We start from the raw sequence: 24816 nt of genomic DNA on the forward strand, positions 1-24816 counted from the left end.
TATGTTCAAGATTAAGATATTAGTTGTAAGAGCCTTGGGATTTTTGCACCAGAACCGTTTTATACATTAAAGGTTATTTATGTTATTTAATTATATTTTTGCAATCGTGCTGTGTTATAATTCTGAAATACTGATATATCTAGTAGGAATTAAAGATTTCAGTTTATCATATGAGGTGGAAAATTAATTCATTATATTTGAGGGTCAGGCTATGATTATTTAAACTATTATTCACACTATTATTTAGACTAAAAGAAGTACAAGGAGGAAGGTATATCTATTAAAATAGTGAGGTATACCAAATTAGAAATGAATATTAAATTTAATAAAAAAGTAGTAGCATTCACGGCAGGATTAACGGTATTATCTTCTCCATTGGTATCGTTTGCAGAGGAACAACAATCTGTAAACAATAAGCAATCTACAAACCTTCAAGTGCAAGGTAACACAGACCCAATTCAAACAACAGATGAACAGGCTTTAAAAAGTATTGAAGCTAGTTTTGAAGAGGTAGACGGACGTGGTGGAGGTACTGTCGACAATAAGAAAGCAGATAGTCTTCAGCGTTCAGAAGGAATTCATGAAGAAACAGGTACATTAACTGTTCCTAACAATTCAAACAGAACAAAGCGTAGTCTGTCCCCCATATCACCTAGCACCTCTAGTACAATAAACGGTGTTCCATTCACTGAATGGATTGTTCCAGCAGGTAACGATAATATTCGTCCTCAAAACTACATGAGTCCAAAGTACATTACAATTCATGAGACTGATAATACAAGTGTAGGAGCAGGTGCTAGAAACCACGCTCAATACTTATATAACCAAGCAGTAGGAAACACAGACCGAGCTGCTTCGTGGCATTTTACAGTAGACGATAAAGAGATTTATCAACACCTACCATTAAACGAGAACGGATGGCATGCAGGAGACGGTGATGGTCCAGGTAATAGAGAATCTATTGCAATTGAAATCGCAGTTAACAGTGACGGAAACTACAGTAAAGCGGTAGATAACGCTAAGAAACTTGTAGCTTATTTAATGAAAGAAACTGGTGTACCGTTAAATAACATTGTAAAACACCAAAAATGGAGCGGTAAAATCTGCCCTGCTAACATGATTAATAATGGGCAATGGGATGTATTCGTAAATAGCGTTGAGGGGTATTATAATGATCTTTATCAACCAAAAGATGACATTACAGGAGGTTGGTATGAAGAAGCTATTCGAGAGTTAAATAGAAGAGGTATTATGATAGGGGAAGGAAACGGAGTTTTCGCACCTAATAGAGCGATAACAAGAGCCGAATTTGCTCAATTAATCTCTAAATCTCTAAACCTGCCAGCTGGAGATGCTTCATTTAAAGACCTAAACGATGCAAATTCAACTTTACGAGATGGTATTAAACGTACTGCAAGTGCAGGTATCATTCAAGGTAGAGGAGATGGTTATTTTGACCCAAACACACCTATTACAAGAGAAGAATCAGCAATTATTGTAAACAAGGCTTTACAGTATAAAGGTATATGGGGACCAGTTGTAAACCTACCATTCTCAGATAAAGACCAAATTATTTATAAAGAAGACGTACAAAGACTGTATGGCCTAGGTATTGTAAAAGGTAAGGGTGACAATCAATACGACCCTAAAGGAACAACAACTCGTGGTGAAACAGCAACATTCATTCTAAATATGCTACAAGTAATTGAAAATGGTAGTGTTGAAAAGGTAATTGGAACGGCTCAAATTAATGGTATTGGGGTAAATGTTCGAAGCGGATCAGGTACAAACTATTCTATTGTTAGAAAGACAAGTAAAGGCGAAAAAGTTACAGTATATGAAGAAAAGAACGGCTGGCTAAGAATTGGAACAGGGCAGTGGATTTATTATGACTCTAGTTATATCGACTATAACAGATTATAAAAGACTTAATAGTTAAAAGAACAGGTCATATTTGGATATATAATTTACTCTCAGGTTGTGAAGAAGACTTTCTCCACAACCTGTTTTTGTGCCTGGCCCCCCTTTACCTAACAATACTGATAAAAAGAGGAGAAGGAGGGATTCATTATGATACTGGCATCGGTAAATCAATGAGATTCTTTTCTTTAATTTTCCTATTGGAACACAGTTTTTTCTTAGCTTGATGGATGTGGGGTATCATCACATCGCTATCAAGCTAAGAAAAGCAAATACCCCAAAACGAGAAAATTGATATCTCCAGGTAAAAATGTACAATTTACTCGTTTTGAGAGCGTTATAAAATTTTTAAGCTGATGGATGTGGCGAACCCCACATCCATCAGCTTAAAAATTCAAAAATAGGAACTTTGATTTGTCTTGCAATCCCATCCAATGATACCTAGCATTTTATGAAAGTCATGTTCCTCAGATCGTAGATTTGTCATTGTCTGTCTCCACAATTCTGGACTTAATTCCTAGAGAATATATGTATGCTAGTTGTGCTCAAGAAAAAACATAGTATGTAGCCCCTACTTTATAAATTCCTTAACATTTCCTGCACTTTCTTCCATGTTTTTCGTCAATTCGAAGTCTTCCGCACTTTGAATATCCTCACCAATGACCATAATTATGAGGAGTCTAAATTTTGAAGAAAACAACAAAAATAGTGTAAATAAAAGCTACATACTATTTTTGTTGTTTTCTTTTTTAATCAGTATAAATTTATTAATTATTACAAGCGTTTAATGTATTACACTTTTTTCGTCCTTTAATTTCCGCCGGCTGGGCACCAAGCCAATAAGTTGGAAAAGCAGTCCCTTCAGTAACACCGCCATCACGATGCATGTAATAACGCTCATCATGGTTAGCTTTAAAGTTTCCTTTAAGTGCAAGTTCCACCCACTCTGCACCAAAACGAAAAATTTCTGCAGCTACTCCACCAAGTGGGTGAAATTCATTCTCATAGACGCGTATCTCCTTTGGTGCTTCTAAAAACTCATAAAGACTTAATGCTTCTTCCAAACGGGTAAGTTCATCAAATTCTCCTATTCCCATGAAGACTGGACAAGTAATCTTTGGCGCCAATTTCCACAAATTCATCTGGCTACTCAATTCGTTTTCAAAAGCAACTTCATCAGTGTAACCAGACATGTACATAAAATTTGCTTTGAAACTCGGCTGCGCTCTGTTAAAGATGGTATCAAATTCACCATATACACCTTCAAACGTCGCTATAGCGTTTATACGATTATCACTCGCAGCAGCTCGCATCCCCCAATACCCACTCATACTGATACCAAAAAATCCAATCCGCTTTGGATCAACCTCAGGCCGTTTTAATAGAAAATCGATATAACAACTAACGGCGCGTTCGTAATTAGTCAAATCAACTTTTAGACCTTCAGATACAGATTCACCTTGACCTGGTCCTTCAATTGATAGCGCTACGATACCACGAGACGTATAATAACGTTGCGCAATCTGTATATAGTCTTCCTTAATCATATCCATACCTGGACCTAATATTACTGCTGGTGCATTGTGAACTTCACCTGAGGGCAAATGAAGTAGTGCATATATCTGTTTTCCTTCAAATTCTAGTACTATACGTTGTACTGTTCCCCCTCCAAGTGATGAAATAGCTGCCACACATTCGTTACAACGCTCTCGAAATGCCAATTTTCGTGGATCATCATTAAAATATGAGTATTGTGCACGTCCCCACATAACAGCAGCTCGCTGATATAGATCACGAGCAGTAACAGTGAATCCTTTTTGTTCATAATGTTTTGCGCGTTGTTGAGCCTGAGAAGCAACCGTAGCCCATGCTTTTGGTATCATTGCTCCACTCTTTACTTGAGAAAAAACTTTATCAAAATCAGTGTGGTCGTGCCCTAACTGTTCCATAGTTGCCTTTGCTTCAGGATGCAAAGCATCAAACCCACCAAGTGCAAGAGCTATATCTAAAGCCCATCCTTGAGATTGTGAACGTTGAGTCATAATAATCATCCTTTACGATTTAATTAAGTACTTAATTAAAATAATGAAGTATAATATGTACTTTTGTCAATACTACAAACCAAGTCATTTTATTATTTTATTGATGACTTAAGGTGAGCATATATAATATTGCTTGGAAAATGAATAGTCAGTTTCTACTTAATTTGACTCTACTCTTTTTCATATGTTAATGTTAACTTTATATAATTAAGTACTTAGTTAATGAGAAAATGGTGATGTTATGACAAATTCTTCAAATAAGTTAACTGCGATAGACGAACTTAGTCAGGCTATATATAGTTTGACTGCAGCCGATGGACGTTTAAGAGGGCGAGCTACTCGTACATTAGGGGCAGTTTCAATGGTCCATGCTCGAACCCTTAAAGTATTAGCTGAAGAAGGCGAATTGTCAGTCAAAGAATTAGCTGATCGAGCAGAAACTACCGCCGCTGGTATTACTCAATTAATCAATGGATTACAACAGGCTGGTTACGTTGAGCGTGTTCGTTCAAATAACGACCGGAGAGTTGTCAATGTCCAACTTACGCCTAGTGGTTTAAATTGTCACTTAGAAAGAGAGAAAAAACTAAAACATATTCTTAATGCGAACCTTTCAGGTTTTGATGCAGAGCAAATCGAGAAATCCTCTGAAATAATTAGATGTCTAGTTCATGTACTTGACCAACTATAAGAGTATTCTAAAGCTTTCTTGAGTTTTTAGAACTAACACATCGCTATTATGCTAAAAGAACTAGTTACCCCAAAATGCAAAAAATTTGCGTTTTGGGAATGGCTGAACAACAACTTGGCGGTGAAGTTAATCGCTAACTTTAAATATACATGGAGAAAAAGGAGAGACGATGTGTCTCTCCTTTTTCATTATAATCTCTAGTATGTAAAGTTACTAAAAATATTATCCTCTAGAAAATTCTCATAAATTTCCATAAATAAGCCTAGATTCACTGATAAAAAGGATCAAAGGGGAAGGGAATTATTTTTATGGAACGATAGAGCATTTCAGATACTGTTACACATTCATAATCGTTTCTGTATAAATATCTCATGATACTTTCTAAAGCTTCAACTGTCTGAGAGGTCTGAGAAAATTCACTCCCATTCCAATCATGGAGTAGAATAATATTGCCGGGTTTAACACCTTTTGTTATATATCTAGAAATTTTGCTAGCTGCAGGATTTCTCCAATCCTGAGGATCCTGATGCCATGACCATAGAATAACAAGTTTCCCATTCTGCATAGCTGTATTAATAATTAAATCATTATGAAGGCCTCCAACTGGACGATAAAGAGTTGGTTTATAACCAGTGATTTGCTTGATAATTTTATCCGTTTGATCTAATTCTGCAGTTAATCTAGCGACGGTAATATTTTTATCATAAATATGATTATAAGTATGATTAGCAATTTCGTGTCCTTCTTTTACTTGCCTTTTTAAGATAGAAGGAAACCTTGTAGCTTTATTACCTGCTACGAAAAAAGTTGCTTTCGCATTGTATTTAGCCAAAATATCAAGTATTTGTGGGGTGAAAACAGGATGAGGCCCATCATCAAATGTTATCGCAACTGTTTTTTCCTTTGCGTTTACTTCCCAAATTACCTTCCCTGTTTTTTCATACGCTTTACGACTATCTGTAAAAGCATATATGGGTATTTCTGTGGAACAAAAAGAAATGATTAAAAGAATGAGGACTATCCAATTTTTTTTCAAGAATAATACACTCCTATGGGATACAAGTAAGTTTAGTTTATGGAGTTATTATCAAATTATTTAATAAGAAATTAAAAAAGTGGAATGAGGAAAGTGACAAGGGTTGAAGGTTAGAACTACCATGTTCTCCTCAGTTCAGGGTTCAATTTTAGATTGGTGCTATTCATCTTACACACCCTCCTTTAATGGCACACTTCTCATATTGGGGTCCCGCCAACCAAATGACATAAAACCCACGCCAAGACATTTTTTGGAAGCTGAAAAGCCGATTTTCCCATGTTAAGGAATTTCGGCTTTTGTGTTTTATTTTCGGAGTGGTCGTAATGTTTCTAATGTAGTTGATTGCTTAAATTTGAATTTATATTCACCAAGGAAGTTGATATGTTCCCAGCCAAGCGATGAAATATGATGTAACAGTTCCTCATGCAAAACACCGTTCTCTTTTTATATATTCTATCGCCTTGGTTAAATATACCGTATTCCATATACTAATGGCATTAATAATAATATTTAAATGCACTAGCTCTTTTATTAGAGAAAAATGGATTAAATTATAAGATTCATAAGTACTATTTATATTCGAATTATGAAGGGGCTGTTCAGTATTACTATATAAGAACAACTGATAATACAATTATCGATTTGTGTCTCTCCGATTTTCCAGAAATCTTTGCTGTCCATGAAGGGTTTAGCGATAAACAAATTAGAAAAATATATAACTGGAACTTATAAGTCTATTTAAATAACAAATTTAATTAATGGAGGAATAAAAAATGAAGATTGCTGTATCGGAATGGAAAGCATTGAAAAAAGAAACAAAGTTAAAGTTATTGCGTTATGCGATGTTAGAAAGCAAGTATAAGTATGCAAAATAAAAGCTCTTTATTTGCAAAAGCAAACAAAGAGCAAAGTCATGAGTGACTGTCTGGGAAAGAAATTGGCTGGTTTCTTTCCTGTATATTTTAACATATAAAAAGTTGTAGAGAAAAGGGGCATGTAGAATGGAAGAAGGGGGTATTTCCTTTCAGCAAAGGTTTAAAGAAATTCTGGTTATGATCGTTAGTTTTTGGATCATTATGTTTCCCGTGTATGGAGAAAGCCTGTTACAATAGTAAAGAATAACTTGGGTACAAATTGATAATGAAATGGGGAAATATGCTGGATGAAAGCAACCGGAGTAACTAGAAAAGTGGATGAATTAGGGCGTATAGTAATTCCAAAGGAACTTAGAAATACGCTTGGGATTAAAGAAAAATCACCATTAGAGATTTTTGTAGAAGGGGAAGACATCATTTTACAGAAGTATCACCCTGGTCATGTTTGTGCACTAACAGGAGAAGTGTCAAATCGTAACATAGCATTAGCAAAGGGTAAGATCTCATTAAGTCCAGAAGGTGCAGAACTATTAATAAAAGAAATAGAACAGTACCTTGTCAAATAAGTGCTCCTTTCAAGGGGCTTTTTTAGTAAAGATATATAAAATTTCACGTACCGTAATTTTTAATAAAAAACAAGATACATAATCAATAGTCTACATTGAATCTTATGTTGAACTCATCTGCTAAATGGAGTCCCTTCTCTTTTGTCCAGAATCCTTTAGGCGTTTTTTTTAATTCCCACTCTTTAAAACGATTTGGATATAATTCATTCAACATATGATAAGGACGACTCCCCAAAAATTATAGCGCATTTAACATAGCAAATGGACTTGATTTCCAAAACTTTATACAAGGAGTTTGGAGTCGATGTTTTAACAACCATTTTTGTGAATATACATCTATTAACTCTTCACGAGACAAGTAAACGGACCTTTATTTAATACTTAAATTATCATTCCGATTTTTACCACAAATTCTTTTTAATTGTATAGCAGGTGAGAATTTTCTGTACTTATTTCGTTTTAGCTTCCATACTTTATGTATGTAGTGCATTCTTATCAATTTTCCCCATTACTTTAACTCGTAGGGGCATTAACTTTAGAACTCTGCTAATGGATAAGCAAGTTAATAATTATACTTGAAAATGGAGTGATACGATGAATAAGACGTATGATGTCATCATTACCGGTGCTAGATGTGCCGGCTCTACCCTGGCAATTTATCTTGCTAAGGCAGGTTTCCATGTGTTGTTAGTGGACCGAGCGAATTTTCCAAGGGACACATTATCAACCCATACCTTTTTCAATAATACTGTCGCTCTTCTTCGAGAAACCGGTGTCCTGGACAAGTTATTGGAAACAAAAGCACCGCCGGTACGGGATATTAAATTTCAATTTGAGGATACCGTGATAGAAGGTCTCATCCCTGAGGTTTACAGAGAGGAAAGTTGTTATTGTATTAGAAGAACTTATCTCGATCATATTCTACTTGAACAAGCCAAATCCCAAATGAATGTAACTGTTTTAGAAGGATTTCGTGTGACGGATGTCATCCGTGATGACGAAACAGTGATAGGCGTGAAAGGTTTAGACGGCGACAACGAGAAACAAGAATTTTTAGCTCGCCTGGTAGTCGGGGCAGACGGCCGATCCTCTATTATTCGCAAGCTGGTAAAAAGTGAACTCAAAATAAGTATTCCGGCAACAGTCGGCATCTATTTCGGGTATTTCTCTGGATTTCGCCACGATAATGTCCCTAAATTTGAAGTATACAAGATAAAAGATAACACAGCCATTCTCTTTCCGACGAATGATGATTTATATGTAATTGTTGGCATTTTCCCATTAGAAAATAAGGAATTGATAGAACGGTTGAAATTAAATCCGGAAAGCTGTCTACGCAATTTCTTTACAGATAACTTTCCGAATACAACAATTGGGGCGCGCTTGAAAAATGCAGAACTAGTAGAACCGGTCAAAGGCATTCTCGGATATGATAATTACTGGTATAAAGGAATGGGAAAAGGATGGGCGTTGGTTGGAGATGCAGTTTGTTTTAAAGATCCTGGCATGGCACAGGGTATCCATGATGCTATATGTGGAGCACGTATATTATCCAATATTCTATCAAAATATAAGGGACAATCCGATCCATCAAATCAAATGTCTGAAGAATATCAAAAGGTAATAGAAGATGAGTTTATGGTTCGGTTTCACATGGGATGCCAAATTTCGAAGAATGAACGCATATCTGAACAACAGGATGCTGTCAACAAGCTAATCAGTTCCCATCCAGAGGCTATAGAGAAGTTTTTAGGGATTTACAATTATGCAAACGATCCCGCTGCTTTAGAAAAAGAACTCGCACGAATTATGCAATCGATCTAGCAATGATTTTAGAGATTAAGTAATTTAAGTACAAAAATAATTCACTATGAACCTCCCCCACTTACTCGCTTCCGCTTGAAGTGGGGATTTCTTAGCATCAACAAAGACAAGGTCCCATGAGAAACGGATTTTCCATCTCCTCTCTGCACCTATGCAGGGACTCCTTTTCTTCATTTGACTAAGCAACTTCTGCACATGCAGAAGGGTGGGAACACACCGTCTACTACTTTTTGCTTACGCAATCCACAAATACTTTCTCTTCGTTTCTTCCGGGATATGACACATCTTTCCGTACAGTTCTTTTGCCAAAATGTTGCGGGCACCGTGAATGTCCCAGTGTTCTTCGTAGCCGCACACACAAACGTAGTTACGTGTCAGCACTTTCTTTCTTCTTTGGCAACAAGGGCATGTTTGAGAAGTGTATGCTTCGTCTACGAGAAACAATAGAGGTACCTTTAGCAATCTAACCTATTTCGATGCTGGAGCCAGAGTGACTTCTTGTGATGCTACAAATGCCCTCAATAACCACCGTTTGTTAAATATTGTATCGCTGTGATCCATTTTTACACGTATCTCGGCTGTACCCCCTTAATAGAACAATAAAATGATTAAAAAATAAATTCTCTCTGTTATTTAATATTTCACCCAAACTATTTTTGAGAAAAAAAGTCTAGAAAAGGGATAAAGTACCTTTTTATGTTATATTTAGATAAAAAGGGGGGAGAATACGTGATTAAAGCAGTTATCTTCGACTTAGATGGAACTTTATTAGATAGGGATAGTTCTCTTAAACTTTTTATTAAAGAACAATATAAGAGGCATATCAATAAACTAAAACATATACCTGAAGAACAATATGTATCTCGATTTATTGAGTTAGATAATAAGGGATACGTTTGGAAGGACAAGGTATACCAAAAATTACTCCAAGAGCATTCTATTTCCGATTTAACATGGGAGCAATTATTAGAGGATTACATAAACAACTTTCAACATCACTGTATTCCTTTTTCTAACATGGAGCATGTATTAAAAGAGTTGAAAGACAAAGGCATATTATTAGGCATGATTACAAATGGTTTCACTGAATTTCAACTCCTAAATATCCAAGCCTTAGGAATTGAGAAATACATGGATACCATTTTAGTGTCTGAACAAGAGGGAATTAAAAAACCTCAAGCTGAAATCTTTATGAGAGCTTTAGAAAGATTAGGTGTCACCACTGAAGAAAGCGTATACATAGGGGATCATCCAGAAAATGATGTGATAGGAGCTCGAAATGTGGGAATGAATGCAATATGGAAGAAAGATGCGTTTTGGGAAAATCCATTTACAGATGAATACATAATTGATGATTTAAAAGAATTACCTTTACTAATTGATACAATCCAAAAAAAATAAGTACTTATCAATAAAATTGACTACTATAACCAAAAGGAGGAAGTTTTATGAGTTCAGTAGAAGAAAAGTTTCTATCTACAGTAATTTTTCAATTTGAGCACATAAAAAAACGTGCTGAGAAAGCTATAGATCAGTTAACAGAGCAAGATTTACATTGGCGTCCTAACAGTGAATCTAATAGTATTGCAGTCATTATAAAACATCTGAGTGGAAATATGCATTCAAGGTGGACTAATTTCTTAACAACAGATGGCGAAAAAGAATATAGGGATCGTGATGGTGAATTTCTCGATACGGTCATTGAAAAAAAAGAATTAATTGAAATTTGGGAAAATGGGTGGTTTCTTTTATTTAAAGCAATTAAAGAGTTACAAACGGAAGACTTAATAAAGACTATAACAATTAGAAATAATCCATTAACCGTCCTAGAAGCAATTCAAATTGAAATAGCGCATTGTAGCAATCATTTAGGTCAAATTTTATACATTGGTAAACAAATAAAAGGTTCAGGCTGGGAAATATTAAGTATTCCGAAAGGAAAATCTCAAACTTTTAGATAATATATTCAAAGTTCAAGTGACGTTAGCTAAATGGTGTAAAAATATTAGTTATTTATTTGTAATTTCGAATAGAGGAGAATAAGAAAGCCTGAAAAATGATTAAACCTTATTTCGAAACTATAGTAATAGTTATTCTAGGGAAAAATGGACTGAAAAAGAATTATTGATTACTGTCTAAAGGAGCGAGTTGTATGAATGTAAAAATAGACGAAAAAACAATTACAACAGATCGGCTTTATTTGAGAAAAATAAGCTTAGAAGATATTGATGATATTTATAGTATCGTAAAAAAAGATATGGTCGGTACATGGCTTGCAGCATCTAGAGGAATGACAAAAGAAGAAACAAAAGTGTACGTCGAAAAGTTCATAGATCATTGGAATCAATATGGCTTTGGTGTATGGGTAGTATTAAATAAATGTACAGGGGAAATTATAGGACATTGCGGATTAAGATATGTAGATCAAAAAGAAGAGGAAGTTGAAATTATGTATCTTTTAAATCCTGAATTTTGGGGAAGGGGTTATGCAACAGAAGCTGCAATAGCATCTATACAATATGCCACTAACTCGATGGAAATTAAAAAACTAATTGCGAGAATTAAAATTACAAATGATAAATCAAAAAAGGTATTGGAGACCCTAGGATTCCAATATACTTATGATAAAGACTATCAAGGTAAACAACTATCACATTATGAAATAAAATTGAAGTCATAAACAATTCTTAAGAACAGGATTCACGTAAATGTAATTGATAATTAATCAGCTCGCTTGTTTAACAACAGCGAGCCTTTTTACGTATGTAAACCTTGGTTAGTTAGTTTATGTTGGCTCCTGTTTTCGAATCTTATATTATCAATGCTTATTATAGGATAACAAAATGTAGAAAAATAAAAATTTCGTTTAGGGGGTACTATAAAATCTTAGCTTGATGGGTATGGGGTAGCACCACATCACTATCAAGCTTAGAAAAGCAAATACCCCCTAAACGAAAAAATAAGCCGTTTTCTATTAAAAATACACGAAATTTTCATCCTGGGGGTGTTATAAAATTCTTAATTTGATGGGTATGTATGGTACCCCCCTAATAACCCTTACAATTTTGTAATATTAATGTCACTAAAATCAATTTCTTCACTATAAATCCTTTACTATAATTTCCATATACAAAGATAAGGAGAGAGTTATATGAAAAAATCATTAGTTATATTTATATTATTCGTACTGTTTTCTAGTTTTGCTATAGGGTGCGAAAGATCACCTACTATAAATAGAATGGGAACAGAACAATACTATGTACAAATAACAAACAAAGGTGAGGTACAAGGTAACCAACGTTTCTATACTTTATCTACTTATAATAAGGATGGAGTAGAAAAAACAGTTACATTTGGGAGTGTAAAACCAAAAGATACCCCCCTTAAGGAAAATGCCTTCATACGCCTTTATATCGATCAACAGGATAACAACAATACAGAGATAAATCATAAAGAAGTAAAATCCTATGAGGAAGTTCAAAAAGACGATTTACCTTCAAAAGTAAAAGAAAAATTACATATTAAATAATTACCCAATGAAAATAAAGGATACTCTCTTATACACGGATGAGGTAGCACCATATCGCTATTAAACTAGCAGAATAAAATATCCCCTAAAATGAAAAAATACGCTATTCTTTCTGTAGAATCATAGGAAAGGATGGCGTTTTTTTATGTCTATTTCTGTATCTGATGAATTACAACTATTTGCTCAAGAGATTCAAAGTTTTTTATCTCCAAATACCTTACGGGATCTTGCTAGAGATGTTGGTTTTGTTCAGCGAACTAGTAAGTATCAAGCAAAAGATTTAATAGCTTTATGCGTATGGCTAAGCCAAAGTGTAGCAAAAACTTCCTTAACCCAGTTATGTAGTTGTTTAGAAGCATCAACAGAAGTACTCATAAGTCCTGAAGGACTAAATCAAAGATTTAACTCCGCAGCCGTGCAGTTTCTACAACAAGTATTAGCTAAACTTCTGAACCAAAAATTATTTTCACCTCAAAGATCTTCAACATATACATGATAAGAAAGCTTACTATATCTCTCGTATTAAATCCAATACACGTATTTATCAGAAAAATCCTAACCCAGATTACTTTCAAGATGGACGAATAAAAAAGAATACACAATACATTCAGTTAGATATAGAGAATTTGATGAATTCTCTACACTCAGGGCAAACCTATGAAATAACAGATGCTTATGTAGGGATGAATGACAAAGTACCAACTCGTGTCATCGTCCATCGACTTACCAAAGAACAACAACAAAAACGCCTACGAGATCAGGCTATTCGAGAGAAAAAGAAAGGAATGACATATTCTCCTCGTAGTAAACGGCTCAGTGGTATAAATGTATATATGACAAACACCCCTACAGATATTGTCCCGATGGGACACGTACATGATTGGTATTCTTTGCGTTGGCAAATAGAGATTATCTTTAAAACGTGGAAATCATTTTTTCAAATTCATCATTGTAAAAAAATAAAACTAGAACGATTGGAATGCCATTTGTATGGTCAATTGATTGCCATTCTACTTTGTTCTTCTATCATGTTTCAAATGCGTCAATTACTCCTCATGAAGAAAAAACGAGAGCTTAGTGAATATAAAGCGATATATATGATTAAAGATTACTTTCTTCTTCTATTCCAAACAATACAAAAAAACACCCAAAAGTTATCAAAGATACTACTTCGCCTGTTTAATCTTCTACGGCAAAACGGGCGAAAATCCCATAGGTACGAGAAGAAAACAGTCTTTGATATTTTAGGCGTCGTATACAATTATTCCATGTCTCATAATCATGCAGCTTAATTTAAAAAATCAAAACCCATTAGGGTTTATTTCGTATGCAATTCATTAAATAATATACAATTAGTTTTTAAAAAATAGATATCTTCTCACCCGAAATTGATTTTACATAAACTTAGCTTGATAGCAATGGGGTAGCACCAACAAAACGCGAATTTCGTACGCTAAGCAAGATCTCATCAAGAAAAAGCCGATTTCCTATACGTTAAGAAATTGACTTCTGGGATTTCTTTTAAATTGTAATAAACAATTAGCAAAATAATCATTATTTACCCAATTGTTTATTATAAATATTAATTGAATGTACCTTTTCTGCTAATAAATTATCTATTATTTGCTTTAATACCCCTGGCTCGCGTAGTTCTTTATTATCAAATTTCACTAGCTCATTTATATCAATCCACTTACTATCTAAGATTTCTTCTTCTTCAAGATACAATGAACCACCAGTAACCTCGGCATTAAAATGAAATAGGACAACTTGAGTGTTTGTACTGCTGATAAAATTATATACACCAGTTGTGCTATTAAGTTTTACATCAAAGCCTGTTTCCTCTTTTACTTCCCTGCAAGCTGAATGAAAAATGTCTTCACCATATTCAACACGTCCACTTGGAAAGTTCCACTTCTCAATGGCAGTTGGCTTATTTTCTTTTATTATTAAGACTTTTTCATCTTTAAATACTGATATACTAACTACTAAAACAATCCCATTTTGAGTCATTGTATTTCCTCCAGTATTTTAAACTTATTGAAACACTTTATTTTGAGAAGAAGTTAATTTTATGAACTCATTAACATCGTTAATACATAATTTAATCCCTTTTTCCCAAAAAGTTTCTAATGTGATATCTTCTCCTAAGTGTTTCATTACTAAATCTTCTGCTGACATACTTCCTGAATCACGAAGCAATTTTAAATAGTCTTTTTCAAATTCTTTCCCTTTTTCTTTTGCGTTTGCAAACATACTTAATGCAAATAAATATCCAAATGTATATGGGAAATTGTAAAAAGGAGATTGTGTAATATAATAATGTGGTGTCCATATCCATGAATAGAATGAAGCATTATCAAGGGAACCAGCATACCCTATATCTATTGCTTCTTGCATTATTTCATTTAAGCGTGATGATGAAACAATTCCCTTTTTACGTTCCTCATAAAATTTCTTTTCAAACAAAAACCTAGAATGAATATTCATGAAATTCATGACGCTACGCTTTAATTTCTCATCAAGTAAAAACAATTTTTCATTAGTAGATCCTGCTTTTTCCATTGCAGCATCTAAAATAATCACCTCAGAAAATGTTGAAGCAGTTTCGGCAATACTCATTGGATATTGTTTATTCATTCCATTAATAGGTTTCATTGCATGGTTATGAAAGGCATGACCTAACTCATGAACTAGGGTTAATAGATTTGTAAACGTACCGTCATATGTCATAAAAACTCTTGATTCCTTTGAAAGTGGAAACCCAGCACAAAAAGCAACAGCTGACTTATTAGAGAGATTTTCTGATTCTATCCAACCTTTATTGAAAGCCTGTTTAGCGAAATTCTCTAGTTCTGTTCCAAACTGACTAAAATGTTCCAAGATGAAATCAACAGCATCTTCGTATTCTATTTTTTGATCACTCTTTGTAACAGGTGCCCAAAAGTTAAATGATTTCATTTTTTCATGACCATTCATTTTTGCTTTTTGATTTAAGTAGTTAGTGAAGGGGGGTTTGAATTTATTAACCGCAGACCACATTGCATTTAGCGTTTCTTTTTTCATACGATTTTTTATTAAGGGTTCTTCTATTACATCATCTAAACCACAATTTTTGTAAACTTGTAATCGAAATCCTGCAATATGATTTAATATTTCCGCAAATAATTCTTCGTTTTCTCTCCACTTATTTTCTAAAGCAGTATGAGATTCTTTACGAACTTCTTCGTTAGGATGTGAACGTAAATTTAAAGCTTGCCCCACTGATAATTCGTTTTGTTGACCATTTATTTGAACTTTAATTCTAATATTACTTATAAACGAATTATAAAATTGCCCCCAAGCATGATACCCATCTACCATAAGGTCCGACACTAAATCTTGTCCTTCATCTGAAAGTTTCATTTTAGTATCTTTACGCCATTCATTTAGTATGAACTTGTAATTTGCTAAAACATCAGTATTCAGTAAGTCCACCCACAAAAATTGATTCGTTTTTATTAAAGTATTTTTCACTTTTTTCAATGCAGATTCAAAACGAGTATGTATTGTTGTTATTTCTCCTTTTAATGTTATAGCATGTTGATCCTTAGGATTTTGAGCAAGAAGACATGTTATAAAAGAATTAGCTTGTGATATATAAATTTGAATGTCTCCTATGTAATCAAGTAAATCTGCAACTTTTTCTGATTCATTTATGTTTTGCGGGGTATTAAAAAAATTTAGTTTGTTTTCAAATTTATTGACCTTAACATCTAAATCTTTTATATGTTCACTTAATTGAGACGATTCACTTCCACCTGGAAATAGATCATCTAAGTTCCAAACTTGTAGATATTTTGTTTCTTTCAATTGTTTCTCCCCCTTAAATTATAATAACCCTATAAAAATCGAACGTATATTCTTGATTTTATCATATCGTAGAGTGTTATTTAATTGTTTTACTTAAATGCTTTAAGTACATTTCTTTTCACTCTTCCTATCACCGCATCATAAATATCCATATTGATTATGTATTAAACACTATTAACAGTCCTAAAAACGACCGTTTAAGGGAGTTATTGAATAGAATTCAAAACGAGTCATGAAATGGTCTAAAAACATGAAATATCAAAATAGTTTAAATTAAGCGTTTTGATATTTATAGAAAAAAATAGTTGACTAATATTTTATTCATAAGTATTATTACGTTACACGATATATCGTCAAACGTAATAATTGAAAGGAGCTGAATACAAGAATCATGAGTTCAATTGAAAGGTTTTCAGAACCTACATTATTTATTTTAATCAGTTTAGCTGAGGGTAACAAACACGGGTATGCGATTATGGAGGATATTGAAAAATCATATGATATTAAAATTGGTCCTGGTACTTTATATGGTGCAATTAGTCGTATGGAAAAGCACAAACTTATTGAAGCAATTTCCTCAAAAGATAGGAAAAAACCTTATCAAATAACAATTGAAGGCAGAGAGTACTTACAAGAAAAATTAAAGGAAATTGAGCATGTCACCAAGTTAGGTTTTCAGAGGTTGGGTCTGATATGAAATGGCTCATTAATTTGTATCCTAAAAAATGGAGAAAACGCTATGGAGATGAGTTTTTATATATTTTAGAGAAAAGGGAACTCTCTTTGAAAGAAATAAGTGATGTATTTATTAATGCTATGGATGCAAGATTATTAAACTTAGTGGAGGAGATTATTAATATGGATAAAAAAATTCGTGATATTATGCTTCATTCTGTTTTTAATCGTTTCTTAATCTTTGTTTCAATAATTCTTTTAGGATTATTAGGTGGATATTTTATTGCTAATTACACCCCTTCAATTTCAGAGTTATCATCTAAATCCTTATTACTGATTGGCGTTGGTTTGGGAATATTTGTTGGCTATGTAATTGGTTTGGTAAGAGGAATTATGAGAGTAATAAAGGTAACTCAAAAAGAAGATGTATTTCTACCTACAGGAAAATTAAAGTTCGATAAATTAGAAAGTTAAACTTTACTAATTTTGTATAAAGGGGGAGGGGGAATCATGAATTCTAAAATTTTGAAAGATGTAAAAGTAAAATGGGGTTTTATCTCAGCTATAGTGTTGGGTATTATAGCAGTAGCACTTGCAGTATATAATATCGGTTACTGGGTAGTTATAGTTATTTTATCTGTAATAATCTCATCTTTTAGTGTATATAGAGCTGACCAATTATATAAAGTAGAGGATAAAGATAACTAAATAGCCTTATCACATAATTAAAAAACTATAATTTATTAAACTTAAAAGCTGTTTCGACCGCTCTTATATATCCCCTCATTTTTAAAAATTATAGATTAGCTTTTTAAAGCTAACCATAAAGAATATGTATCAAATAAATACTTTCTAAAAAGTTGATTCCTTAATATACGAGGAGATCGGCTTTTTTTATAGAATTTTTCTTAGCGTATAAATTCCGCGTTATGTTGGCGGGACCCCATGCCCATCAAGCTAACAAAGTAAATTACTAGATACGAAATGATCCTTGTTTCAAAACTAGCAAGTGATAAAAAAGTAGGCATACTAAATAAGCCTATTAAAACGCGATTTTTTCGCTAGGCAGCTTGTCTATGCTTCACCGTCGTTTGCGTGTAGTGACATTCAATCCATTCTAAATTTTCTCAATATTTTTGTCTTATTATTAAATTATAATATAAGTAATTCTTATTATTATTATATGTTTGTTCTTTCCTGTTGCAGAATCCTTATGACAAGGATTCTTTTTTGTATGAAAAATCCACAAATAAAAAAAGATAAGATCGGCGAACACGATCTTATCTTTAGCACAAGGAGTAAACAAAAGGATAACCATCATATTTTTATTATAGTTTATTTTTTGTTAATTTTGAATATTATAACCATAATTAACAAGTATATCTATATTGAGAAATTTATTAGAAAATTTGTTATAAATGATTCAAAACTCCAAAGTAAACTTTTACCCAAAAGTTTACTTTGGAGTTTTATGTCTACGGAAAAGGCATAATCCCTTTGTTAGACCTTAATCTAGCTATTAGCTTATACTTAAAAGCAGGGTGAGTACCTTTTTTTTAGTGAATCTATATTACATTTTTAATGGAAATAAACAAAAACTTTTTCTTATAAAAATTTTGTTTTATTAAGGAAATAAAATATACTAGACTATAAATCAATTTATAGAATGAGGTATAATACATTGAATAAACGACATATTTTTATAGGTGCTGCAATGAGCAGTATTTTATTATTATCTGCATGTGGTAATTCTGATAATCTTGTTACATCGAAATCAGGAAATTTGACACAAGAAGAATTTAATAAAAAGTTAAAAGAAACAGCAGGAAAACCTGTTTTACAACAAGTAATGTTAGACAAGATTTTATTAGATAAATATAAAGTTTCAGATGATGAAGCAAAGAAAAAAGTTGAAGAATTAAAAAAACAAATGGGCGATAATTTTAAAGCCTATTTAACACAAGCTGGTGCTAAAGATGAAGATGATCTTAAAACGAAAATAAAAACGCAAATAGCCTTTGAAAAAGCTGTTAAAGCTTCAGTTACGGAAAAGGAAATGAAAGAATACTATAAACCAAAATTAAAGGCAAGTCATATTTTAGTAAAAGATGAAAAAACAGCGAAAGAAATAAAAGAAAAATTAAATAATGGAGAAGATTTTGCAGCATTAGCAAAACAATATTCAGAAGATCCTGGTTCAAAAGAAAAAGGTGGAGAATTGCCTGAGTTTGGTCCAGGTGAAATGGATTCTAAATTTGAAGAAGGTGCTTATAAATTAGAAGCTGGACAAGTAAGTGATCCAATAAAATCTTCTCATGGTTACCATATTATTAAATTAACAGAGAAAAAAGAGTTAAAACCTTTTGATCAAGAAAAAGATAATATTCGTAAGGAACTAGAACAGAAGCGTTCACAAGATCAACAATGGCAACAACAATTCTTTAAAGATTTATTCAAGAAAGCAGATATAAAAATAACAGATAAGGATTTAAAAGATACTTTTAAAGAATTTGAAAAATAAAGCTATGTACAAAAAAAATAACCCCTAGGGGTTATTTTTTTTGTACATAGCTTTAAACTAATGAAATAAAATCTACTTACTTGCCTTAAAAATAAGTAGGGGTGTTCATTTCATTTTTATTATATCATCTTATATCTTAATTATTTCTTTTTATAAAAACTAACTATGTTATTGTCATATTTATGTTAAATAAGGACTCCCGCCAGATTGTTATCAATCTAAAATTATGAAGTACCTCATCGCCATCAACTTAAGAAATTAATTGCTCACCAAAACGAAAAAAATGAGCCGAATTGTATAAATAACTGTAAAAGGGTCAAATTTTCGTTTTGGGGTGGTTCAAAATCTTTAGCTTGATAGCGATGGGGTCCCGCCAACCAAATGACATAAAACCCACGTTAATAAATTTTATGGAAAATAAAAATCCGGTTTTCCTGTATTAAAAAATATTTTACAAAGAAAAAGCTGATTTCCTTATCATAAAGAAAATCAGCTTTTGGCGTAGTTATTAATTTAGAAGTTGATTACTTTAAAAGTTTATCAAATATTTTTTCAACTTTATCAGCATCCTTTGATATTGCAAACAGGATATAGTTATCTTTTGTTTTTAAGACATGTTTTTCTATTAAAAAATATTCGTATGGAAGATAGTCTTTAAAGCTTTTTGATTGCTTTTCGACCCTATTTGAAATTTTCTTTTTAATGTCTTCTACATTTTTCACATCTTTTACTTTCATTACAGTGATTTCATCAGCTTTGATATTTGTAGGAGCAGTATATAACACAAAGCTTTCGACTTCATCCGTATTTATGTTATATAGCTTTTGAAGCTTTTTACTATCTCCTTCCTTCATTTCTTCTAGGTTAGTAACATGTTTAATTTTCTCTCCTATTTCTGTAGCTGAAAGGCTATTAACGTTATTTTTTTTTCCAAAACAACCACTTAAAGATCCTAAAGTAATCGTACAAACTATAATAGTAATAACGAATTTTATATTAAAAAATTTCAACAAATGTGTCATTAGTATAAATTCTCCTTTTATTTAGTTGTTTTAAATATTTAATTTGAACAAGGATTCTAACGCTTTATATTTAATGAATACAGCCATGAACATAAATTAATTAAAGGTGTGGATAAATCTATTTATTCGGATAGATTATTAATAGATGCATCTTCAAAGAAGGTATTTCCATTATAAAGCACTAACATATCATTGATTTTATTTTTCTGTACCAATATATTTAGACTATCTGTATAATATCTAAGATCGACTATATGGATTTCACTAAAATGTGGTAGTAAAAAAGGCATTAAAGAATTTGCATAAGAATCTTTGACAACTAATAATTTTTTTCCATTCGCGTTATTAGTTGTTATTTTCACTAATGGATGATTTCCATTGAAAAATACCGTGTATTTATCTTTTTTCTTGATGTTCTCCATTTCATAAAGAGAGGTAGATGTTTTATTTCCATCAATATATTCCACTTTATATTTTTTCGCTTTCTTAGGCTCATATAATTCAATACTATCAGGATCTATATTTCTAAAACCTGCTTTTGAATATAGGGATCCATAAAAACTATTTGTAATTTGTTTAATGTTGAATGACCCATCTTCATTAGGAGTAAATTTCATATTTTTACCCAGTTCTTGATAGGCATAATATGCGCCTTTGGTGGTCCAATGATGATCGGTTTTATAATATATATATTCATCCTTTTTTGAACTCAATACAGGATATACATCTATAAAGTTTATATCCTTATCTAAAGATTTTTTTACTTTATTAATATACGTAAGCTCATCACCATGAGAAACATAATTTGGGAGTTTATTTTCCAAAATACTAATTGCTGTAGGTACTAACATGACTTGCATTTTCACATTAGGATTAGCAATATGAAAATCATTTATTGCTTCTATTTTGTTTTTTACATCTTGTTCTTCAGGCTTACTAAACTTTTGAAGTAAAAAACCATCTTTACCGATATACACACCATTATTTTCTTTCTTTCCTAGTGTGTAATCTATATCAGATTTCACATTTATCCAAAAATCCCTGAATGCAAACTGATCAGAAATATATTTTTCGTAGTTAGAAGTAAACTTTTTTTCTATTAGATTTTGAAAAGAGAAAGTTGGGAACTGTTCTAGCTTTCTATTCTCTGCATCTGAAAATGTTTTATTGGGAGTTAGTAAATTTATACTAAACATTCCCCCTATAAATATTGACAATAACCCTGCCATTGTGTATTTGTATATTTTTTCATACTGATTCAAGTAACTCACCTCTTTCAAACTAAATACAAACTCATTGTTCTAAAGGTTTTCATTAAAACCTAAAATATAAGAATGGATTATATGTGTCATTCACTAAATAAGCAGTTGAAAGAACTACTAGTACTACATAGAAAACGGGAATGCCAATTGCACCTGGAAGCTTCAACTTTTCTTTAATATATCCAAACGCTTTTTGGGGAAATGGTGTTGAACAAATTGCTAGGACAATAAATAACATAAAATTAGTTGTTAGATAATATAGCGTTTCATTATCCAAGAAAACAGATTGATTAAACCCAAACATTGTTCCCAAGAAATTCATTGCTACTGCTAAGTTTTCAAATTCAAAAAATACCCATCCAATTAAAACAATGATAAGTGTATACACATGTCCAATAAAGCTCATTCTATTTTTAAGCCATTTTAAAAGAAATAGTTTTTCTAGTGTTACAAATAATCCAAAATACAATCCCCAAACAATAAAATTCCAATTTGCGCCATGCCACAATCCTGTTAAGAACCAAACTATCAATAAATTTCTAAGTTGTTTGATTAATCCGGTCCGATTTCCACCGAGAGGAATATACACATACTCTCTAAACCATGAACCTAATGATATGTGCCATCTACGCCAAAATTCAGTTACACTTTTTGAGATATAGGGATAGTTAAAGTTTTCTGGAAAATCAAAGCCAAACATTTTACCTAACCCTTGAGCCATAGCTGAATATCCTCTAAAATCAAAATAAATTTGGAAAGCAAAAGCAATAATCCCGATCCATGCTGTCAGGATGGTAAGTTCTGATATAGAAGTTGTTTTTACACTTGTCCAAAGAAGTCCTATATTGTTAGCTAAAAGTACTTTTAACGCAAGCCCTTTAATAAATAATTCCATCCCTTGACCAAAACGATCGAATGTTACTTTTCTTTCCTGTAATTGCTTATCGATATCACTGTACTTTACAATAGGGCCTGCAACAAGTTGAGGGAACATCGTAACATAAGTTCCAAAAGAAATAATGTTTTTTTGTGCTTGTACTTTCCCTAAATAAACATCAATTACATAAGACATAGTTTGGAAAGTATAAAAAGAAATTCCTACTGGAAGAGGTAGGGTATCAACCTCAATATTTAAGTTGAAAATCGTATTGATATTATCCACCATGAAACCGTAATATTTGAAGAAGCCGAGTATCCCTAAATTTATTATTATGGAGTTAAAAAATATTGCTTTTGTAATACCCTTGCGATCTCTATATTTATCTATAAGTACACCATTAGCATAGTCAAATATGGTGGAGAATATCATAATGACTATATACACAGGCTCACCCCATGCATAAAAAATGAGACTGACGATAAATAATATAAAATTTCTAAGAACTTTAGGTGATACGTAATAAATAACAAGTGTTAATGGTAAAAATAAGAAAAGAAAAATTAAACTACTGAACACCATTGTTCTTTCACCTCCTACAATAGTTTTGTCTGTGTTTTTTATTTAAAATTTACAGTTCTCACAGAAGAACTGTAAATTTTAGGTGTAAGCATTACTTAACGGAACTTTTCAATTGTTCAAGTAGTAGCTTGTAATAATCTGCTTTAAAATGTACACCATCTTGATCATGTAAATCTTTGTTTTTTTCAAAGATTAGAGATAAATCAATGTACTCTGCTTTCTCAGCTTTTGCTAATTCTTTAAGTTTCACGTTATATTCATCAATATGTTTATATTGTGGGTATTCCTGTAATACCTTATCTATAACTGGTGTAACAGATAAAAGGTGTATGCTTACATTTGGAAGTTTTTCTTTTATTTTTTGTATTAATTTTGAATAGTTATCTATTGAAAACTTGACTGGATTTTCGATAGGTTTTCCTTCAAGATCCATAGGCATCAGTAAATCATTTGTTCCAAAGCTCATAAAAATATGTTCAGGTTTTTTTTCTACTACTTTGTTAACATCTTCCTCTATAGCCATTGCTGTAACTTTACCTTTGTCAGCAATAATATTTTGATCATCGATTAATTCTTGATCAATCATCCCTTCAGTAATGGAATCACCAAAGAATACACTGTTTTTAAAAATAGGTTTAAAAGCACTATTTTTTGATTTTTTTTCATGCACAGCCTCTTGATTGACCTTATTTGCTGTTTTTTCAGTTCCTTTATTTACACAGGCTGCGGAGGATAATGCAATGGTCCCCGTAACTAGACAAACACATACTTTCTTTAACATTTTTATCTTCCTCTCAAATCATTATTTCGTAAGCGATGGTGTATATAGCGATGCTATTTTTATTTTCAATGCAAACCTTTCGTTTACAATATATAGATTAATCTTTACAAGTAAAGATAAGGTGCAGATAAGATAGAAATAATTCAAAGAATGTAAAGTTTGAAAATTAGCTATTAAATAACTTAACAGAAGAATAATTTGATACTTATATTTCTGAGATTGAGTATAAGTGGGGGTAAATAAAAAGGAAGCGAATTCTTGCTAGTTGCAATAGTTCACTTCCTTTTTACATTAGTTTTATCATTTTAGCCAAGAAGACTCCTTCCTCAAGGAGCGTGAAGGGTCACAGTCCAGTGAGTAGGTGGGATATGAATTGGCTTCGAACAAGGGATGGCAGGAAGCCATCTTAATTGTTCGACATATAGAAAGTATTACGCCACTACCTGTCGAATGTACGTTTGGTGTATAATAGTCATATACCGAAATGGAGGTGAATCAAATAATGATGAATAAAGCCTATAAGTTTCGTATCTATCCAAATCAAGCACAAGCAATTCTAATCAACAAAACGATTGGGTGTTCTCGCTTTGTATTCAATCATTTCCTATCCTTATGGGATTACGCATATAAAGAGACAGGAAAAGGCTTGACCTATGGTATTTGCTCTGCCAAACTACCTGCCATGAAGAAAGAGCTTGTTTGGCTAAAAGAAGTGGATAGTATTGCGATTCAGTCGTCTGTTCGCAACCTTGCGGATGCTT

The 24816-nt window shown here is 32.4% G+C and carries 23 protein-coding genes and 3 pseudogenes; 15 read left to right on the forward strand and 11 right to left on the reverse strand.

Annotated features, from left to right (window positions below; translation table 11 throughout):
* Window positions 1-309 precede the first annotated feature (309 nt).
* The gene (locus ACTJJY_RS26680; RefSeq protein WP_440607028.1) at window positions 310-1923 is read left to right on the forward strand and encodes an S-layer homology domain-containing protein; all 1614 of its coding nucleotides are present in this window, start codon (window positions 310-312) and stop codon (window positions 1921-1923) included.
* A 764-nt stretch (window positions 1924-2687) separates the two neighbouring features.
* Here the strand turns inward: ACTJJY_RS26680 and ACTJJY_RS26685 are convergent.
* Window positions 2688-3962, reverse strand: coding sequence for an alpha/beta hydrolase (locus ACTJJY_RS26685; protein WP_440607011.1), 1275 nt, complete (start codon window positions 3960-3962; stop codon window positions 2688-2690).
* Window positions 3963-4203: 241 nt separating this feature from the next.
* Here ACTJJY_RS26685 and ACTJJY_RS26690 point away from each other — a divergent pair, with 241 nt between their 5' ends.
* A complete protein-coding gene (locus tag ACTJJY_RS26690) occupies window positions 4204-4653 on the forward strand; it encodes a MarR family winged helix-turn-helix transcriptional regulator (protein ID WP_341746464.1) in 450 nt (149 codons plus the stop codon).
* A 268-nt stretch (window positions 4654-4921) separates the two neighbouring features.
* Here the strand turns inward: ACTJJY_RS26690 and ACTJJY_RS26695 are convergent, their stop codons facing one another.
* Together ACTJJY_RS26695 and ACTJJY_RS26700 are read right to left on the reverse strand one after the other, a co-directional pair.
* A complete protein-coding gene (locus tag ACTJJY_RS26695) occupies window positions 4922-5689 on the reverse strand; it encodes a polysaccharide deacetylase family protein (RefSeq protein ID WP_440607012.1) in 768 nt (255 codons plus the stop codon).
* 303 nt (window positions 5690-5992) lie between these two features.
* A pseudogene (locus tag ACTJJY_RS26700) lies at window positions 5993-6203 on the reverse strand (Tn3 family transposase); the annotation flags it as partial.
* Here ACTJJY_RS26700 and ACTJJY_RS26705 point away from each other — a divergent pair.
* Window positions 6203-6421 (forward strand): annotated as a pseudogene (locus ACTJJY_RS26705) (hypothetical protein); the annotation flags it as partial. The pseudogenes ACTJJY_RS26700 and ACTJJY_RS26705 sit on opposite strands and share 1 nt — an antisense overlap.
* 430 nt (window positions 6422-6851) lie before the next feature.
* Entirely contained in the window at window positions 6852-7130 is a 279-nt protein-coding gene (locus ACTJJY_RS26710; protein WP_440607013.1) for an AbrB/MazE/SpoVT family DNA-binding domain-containing protein, read from the forward strand.
* Window positions 7131-7212: 82 nt separating this feature from the next.
* On the opposite strand, the gene ACTJJY_RS26715 is transcribed toward ACTJJY_RS26710, so the two are convergent.
* A complete protein-coding gene (locus ACTJJY_RS26715; RefSeq protein WP_440607014.1) occupies window positions 7213-7344 on the reverse strand; it encodes a hypothetical protein in 132 nt (43 codons plus the stop codon).
* Window positions 7345-7724: 380 nt separating this feature from the next.
* Between ACTJJY_RS26715 and ACTJJY_RS26720 the strand changes: the two genes are divergently transcribed.
* The gene (locus tag ACTJJY_RS26720) at window positions 7725-8954 is read left to right on the forward strand and encodes an NAD(P)/FAD-dependent oxidoreductase (RefSeq protein ID WP_440607015.1); all 1230 of its coding nucleotides are present in this window, start codon (window positions 7725-7727) and stop codon (window positions 8952-8954) included.
* A gap of 234 nt (window positions 8955-9188) precedes the next feature.
* On the opposite strand, the gene ACTJJY_RS26725 is transcribed toward ACTJJY_RS26720, so the two are convergent.
* Window positions 9189-9416 carry a zinc ribbon domain-containing protein gene (locus tag ACTJJY_RS26725; RefSeq protein ID WP_440607016.1) on the reverse strand — a complete coding sequence of 76 codons (228 nt, stop codon included), beginning with the start codon at window positions 9414-9416 and terminating at the stop codon, window positions 9189-9191.
* Window positions 9417-9683: 267 nt separating this feature from the next.
* Between ACTJJY_RS26725 and ACTJJY_RS26730 the strand changes: the two genes are divergently transcribed.
* The 5 genes and pseudogenes from ACTJJY_RS26730 (at window position 9684) to ACTJJY_RS26750 (ending at window position 13775) form a co-directional block, all read left to right on the forward strand.
* Entirely contained in the window at window positions 9684-10355 is a 672-nt protein-coding gene (locus tag ACTJJY_RS26730; RefSeq protein ID WP_440607017.1) for an HAD family hydrolase, read from the forward strand.
* Window positions 10356-10402: 47 nt separating this feature from the next.
* On the forward strand, window positions 10403-10915 hold the full coding sequence (locus ACTJJY_RS26735; RefSeq protein WP_440607018.1) for a DUF1572 family protein: 513 nt from the start codon (window positions 10403-10405) through the stop codon (window positions 10913-10915).
* A 191-nt stretch (window positions 10916-11106) separates the two neighbouring features.
* Window positions 11107-11634, forward strand: a complete 528-nt coding sequence (locus ACTJJY_RS26740; RefSeq protein ID WP_440607019.1) for a GNAT family N-acetyltransferase — start codon at window positions 11107-11109, stop codon at window positions 11632-11634.
* Between the two features lie 471 nt (window positions 11635-12105).
* On the forward strand, window positions 12106-12483 hold the full coding sequence (locus ACTJJY_RS26745; RefSeq protein WP_087966740.1) for a YxeA family protein: 378 nt from the start codon (window positions 12106-12108) through the stop codon (window positions 12481-12483).
* A gap of 145 nt (window positions 12484-12628) precedes the next feature.
* Window positions 12629-13775, forward strand: a pseudogene (locus ACTJJY_RS26750) (IS4 family transposase).
* 262 nt (window positions 13776-14037) lie between these two features.
* On the opposite strand, the gene ACTJJY_RS26755 reads toward ACTJJY_RS26750, so the two are convergent.
* Window positions 14038-14496: an NUDIX hydrolase gene (locus ACTJJY_RS26755; protein ID WP_440607020.1), complete on the reverse strand. Its 459-nt coding sequence runs from the start codon at window positions 14494-14496 to the stop codon at window positions 14038-14040.
* Window positions 14497-14520: 24 nt separating this feature from the next.
* On the reverse strand, window positions 14521-16335 hold the full coding sequence (locus ACTJJY_RS26760; protein ID WP_440607021.1) for a M3 family oligoendopeptidase: 1815 nt from the start codon (window positions 16333-16335) through the stop codon (window positions 14521-14523).
* A 391-nt stretch (window positions 16336-16726) separates the two neighbouring features.
* Here ACTJJY_RS26760 and ACTJJY_RS26765 point away from each other — a divergent pair, with 391 nt between their 5' ends.
* The 4 genes from ACTJJY_RS26765 (at window position 16727) to ACTJJY_RS26780 (ending at window position 19531) form a co-directional block, all read left to right on the forward strand.
* A complete protein-coding gene (locus ACTJJY_RS26765; RefSeq protein WP_089172205.1) occupies window positions 16727-17032 on the forward strand; it encodes a PadR family transcriptional regulator in 306 nt (101 codons plus the stop codon).
* Window positions 17029-17484 carry a hypothetical protein gene (locus ACTJJY_RS26770; protein WP_440607022.1) on the forward strand — a complete coding sequence of 152 codons (456 nt, stop codon included), beginning with the start codon at window positions 17029-17031 and terminating at the stop codon, window positions 17482-17484. The genes ACTJJY_RS26765 and ACTJJY_RS26770 overlap by 4 nt, the downstream gene beginning before the upstream one ends.
* A 36-nt stretch (window positions 17485-17520) precedes the next feature.
* Window positions 17521-17718, forward strand: a complete 198-nt coding sequence (locus ACTJJY_RS26775; RefSeq protein WP_050845500.1) for a hypothetical protein — start codon at window positions 17521-17523, stop codon at window positions 17716-17718.
* Window positions 17719-18691: 973 nt separating this feature from the next.
* The gene (locus ACTJJY_RS26780) at window positions 18692-19531 is read left to right on the forward strand and encodes a peptidylprolyl isomerase (protein ID WP_095691662.1); all 840 of its coding nucleotides are present in this window, start codon (window positions 18692-18694) and stop codon (window positions 19529-19531) included.
* 524 nt (window positions 19532-20055) lie between these two features.
* On the opposite strand, the gene ACTJJY_RS26785 is transcribed toward ACTJJY_RS26780, so the two are convergent.
* The 4 genes from ACTJJY_RS26785 to ACTJJY_RS26800 all read right to left on the reverse strand — a co-directional run bounded on the left by ACTJJY_RS26785 (window position 20056) and on the right by ACTJJY_RS26800 (window position 24055).
* The gene (locus ACTJJY_RS26785) at window positions 20056-20553 is read right to left on the reverse strand and encodes a DUF4358 domain-containing protein (RefSeq protein WP_440607023.1); all 498 of its coding nucleotides are present in this window, start codon (window positions 20551-20553) and stop codon (window positions 20056-20058) included.
* A gap of 122 nt (window positions 20554-20675) precedes the next feature.
* The gene (locus tag ACTJJY_RS26790; protein WP_440607024.1) at window positions 20676-21815 is read right to left on the reverse strand and encodes a DHHW family protein; all 1140 of its coding nucleotides are present in this window, start codon (window positions 21813-21815) and stop codon (window positions 20676-20678) included.
* A 52-nt stretch (window positions 21816-21867) separates the two neighbouring features.
* Entirely contained in the window at window positions 21868-23274 is a 1407-nt protein-coding gene (locus tag ACTJJY_RS26795) for an MBOAT family O-acyltransferase (RefSeq protein WP_440607025.1), read from the reverse strand.
* Between the two features lie 91 nt (window positions 23275-23365).
* Window positions 23366-24055 (reverse strand): GDSL-type esterase/lipase family protein, encoded by a 690-nt coding sequence (locus ACTJJY_RS26800; protein ID WP_440607026.1) that lies wholly within the window; start codon window positions 24053-24055, stop codon window positions 23366-23368.
* A gap of 502 nt (window positions 24056-24557) precedes the next feature.
* Between ACTJJY_RS26800 and ACTJJY_RS26805 the strand changes: the two genes are divergently transcribed.
* Window positions 24558-24816 (forward strand): helix-turn-helix domain-containing protein (locus ACTJJY_RS26805; RefSeq protein WP_440607027.1); only part of this gene is annotated, 259 nt, incomplete at its 3' end.

The sequence above is a fragment of the Bacillus sp. 22475 genome (assembly GCF_052044835.1).
GTDB classification, from domain to species: Bacteria; Bacillota; Bacilli; order Bacillales; family Bacillaceae_G; genus Bacillus_A; species Bacillus_A cereus.

What these genes read in the sequence shown, in the direction of transcription:
- ACTJJY_RS26680 (WP_440607028.1), top strand. Translation starts at nt 310, where the DNA reads ATGAATATTAAATTTAATAAAAAAGTAGTAGCATTCACGGCAGGATTA.
- ACTJJY_RS26685 (WP_440607011.1), bottom strand. Translation starts at nt 3,962, where the DNA reads ATGACTCAACGTTCACAATCTCAAGGATGGGCTTTAGATATAGCTCTT.
- ACTJJY_RS26690 (WP_341746464.1), top strand. Translation starts at nt 4,204, where the DNA reads ATGACAAATTCTTCAAATAAGTTAACTGCGATAGACGAACTTAGTCAG.
- ACTJJY_RS26710 (WP_440607013.1), top strand. Translation starts at nt 6,852, where the DNA reads ATGAAAGCAACCGGAGTAACTAGAAAAGTGGATGAATTAGGGCGTATA.
- ACTJJY_RS26715 (WP_440607014.1), bottom strand. Translation starts at nt 7,344, where the DNA reads ATGTTGAATGAATTATATCCAAATCGTTTTAAAGAGTGGGAATTAAAA.
- ACTJJY_RS26720 (WP_440607015.1), top strand. Translation starts at nt 7,725, where the DNA reads ATGAATAAGACGTATGATGTCATCATTACCGGTGCTAGATGTGCCGGC.
- ACTJJY_RS26735 (WP_440607018.1), top strand. Translation starts at nt 10,403, where the DNA reads ATGAGTTCAGTAGAAGAAAAGTTTCTATCTACAGTAATTTTTCAATTT.
- ACTJJY_RS26740 (WP_440607019.1), top strand. Translation starts at nt 11,107, where the DNA reads ATGAATGTAAAAATAGACGAAAAAACAATTACAACAGATCGGCTTTAT.
- ACTJJY_RS26745 (WP_087966740.1), top strand. Translation starts at nt 12,106, where the DNA reads ATGAAAAAATCATTAGTTATATTTATATTATTCGTACTGTTTTCTAGT.
- ACTJJY_RS26755 (WP_440607020.1), bottom strand. Translation starts at nt 14,496, where the DNA reads ATGACTCAAAATGGGATTGTTTTAGTAGTTAGTATATCAGTATTTAAA.
- ACTJJY_RS26765 (WP_089172205.1), top strand. Translation starts at nt 16,727, where the DNA reads ATGAGTTCAATTGAAAGGTTTTCAGAACCTACATTATTTATTTTAATC.
- ACTJJY_RS26770 (WP_440607022.1), top strand. Translation starts at nt 17,029, where the DNA reads ATGAAATGGCTCATTAATTTGTATCCTAAAAAATGGAGAAAACGCTAT.
- ACTJJY_RS26775 (WP_050845500.1), top strand. Translation starts at nt 17,521, where the DNA reads ATGAATTCTAAAATTTTGAAAGATGTAAAAGTAAAATGGGGTTTTATC.
- ACTJJY_RS26785 (WP_440607023.1), bottom strand. Translation starts at nt 20,553, where the DNA reads ATGACACATTTGTTGAAATTTTTTAATATAAAATTCGTTATTACTATT.
- ACTJJY_RS26795 (WP_440607025.1), bottom strand. Translation starts at nt 23,274, where the DNA reads ATGGTGTTCAGTAGTTTAATTTTTCTTTTCTTATTTTTACCATTAACA.
- ACTJJY_RS26800 (WP_440607026.1), bottom strand. Translation starts at nt 24,055, where the DNA reads ATGTTAAAGAAAGTATGTGTTTGTCTAGTTACGGGGACCATTGCATTA.